Source organism: Helicobacter pylori (assembly GCF_014498195.1).
GTDB classification, from domain to species: domain Bacteria; phylum Campylobacterota; class Campylobacteria; order Campylobacterales; family Helicobacteraceae; genus Helicobacter; species Helicobacter pylori_DO.
The window spans coordinates 1-1,544 of the sequence record NZ_JACTGH010000033.1; the positions used below are offsets into that span (position 1 = coordinate 1).

The 1,544-nt window shown below is 47.3% G+C and carries 1 protein-coding gene; it reads left to right on the top strand.

Going from position 1 to position 1,544, the window contains the following annotated elements:
* On the top strand, positions 1–1,544 hold a 1,544-nt coding region (locus H7N67_RS07870; RefSeq protein WP_187939614.1), incomplete at both ends, for a SabA family sialic acid-binding adhesin.

Genomic DNA, 1,544 nt, shown 5'->3' on the forward strand with positions numbered 1-1,544 from the left:
CGCTGAAGACGACGGCTTTTACACAAGCGTAGGCTATCAAATCGGTGAGGCCGCTCAAATGGTAACCAACACCAAAGGCATCCAACAGCTTTCAGATAATTATGAAAACTTGAGCAAGCTTTTAACCAGATACAGCACCCTAAACACCCTGATCAAATTGTCCGCTGATCCGAGCGCGATCAATGCGGCTCGTGAAAATCTGGGCGCGAGCGCGAAGAACTTGATCGGCGATACCAAAAATTCCCCGGCCTATCAAGCCGTGCTTTTAGCGATCAATGCGGCGGTGGGGTTTTGGAATGTCTTAGGCTACGCTACGCAATGCGGGGGTAATGGTGATCGACAAAGCACTTCTTCAACCACCATCTTCAACAACGAGCCAGGGTATCGATCCACTTCCATCACTTGCAGTTATAACAATCTAGGAATTGGAAGGGAGGGCGTTATGAGCATTGATAACATGAAAAAGCTTAACGAAGCCTATCAAATCCTCCAAACGGCTTTAAAAAAAGGCTTACCGGCGCTCAAAGAAAACGATGGGAAGATTGATGTAAGCTATAGCTACACATGCTCAGGGGGAGGGAATAATAACTGCGATCCGTTATTACTTGGTATCAAAGGTAACAGTCAAAACGGAGATGGCAGAAAGGGCAGAAGCACAACTAAAACCCAAACCATAGACGGCAAACAAGTAAACACCACGATCAGTTTAAAAGTCGTCCAACCAAGTGGGGGTGCAGCCTACACCGAAATCACTAACGCATTGAACGGAGTGCCTGATAGCGCTCAAGCGCTCTTGGCGCAAGCGAGCACGCTCATCAACACCATCAACAGCGCATGCCCATGGTTTAGAGTAACTAATAAAGAGGGTGGCCCACAGATGAACCCGACTTCAGGGGGTTTGTGCATTTTTAAAGATGAAATCAGCGCGATCCAAAAGATGATCACGGACGCGCAAGAGCTTGTCAATCAAACGAGCGCCATCAATACCAATGAACAAACAACTCCAGTGGGAAGCAGTGGAGGCAAGCCTTTCAACCCTTTCACAGACGCTAGCTTTGCGCAAGGCATGCTCGCTAACGCTAGCGCGCAAGCCAAAATGCTTGATTTAGCCCATCAAGTGGGGCAAGCCATTAACCCTGACAATCTTACCGGGAATTTTAAAAGTTTTGTTACAGGCTTTTTAGCCACATGCAACAACAAATCAACAGCTGGCACTGGTGGCACACAAGGTTCGGCTCCTGGCACAGTGACCACTCAAACTTTCGCTTCCGGTTGTGCGTATGTGGAACAAACCATAACGAATTTAACCAACAGTATCGCTCATTTTGGCACTCAAGAACAGCAAATAGAGCAAGCGCAAAATATCGCTGACACTTTGGTGCATTTCAAATCCCGATACAGCGAATTGGGCAACACTTATAACAGCATCACCACCGCGCTCTCCAAAGTCCCTAACGCGCAAAGCTTGCAAAATGTGGTGAGTAAAAAGAACAACCCCTATAGCCCGCAAGGCATAGAGACCAATTACTACCTCAATCAAAACA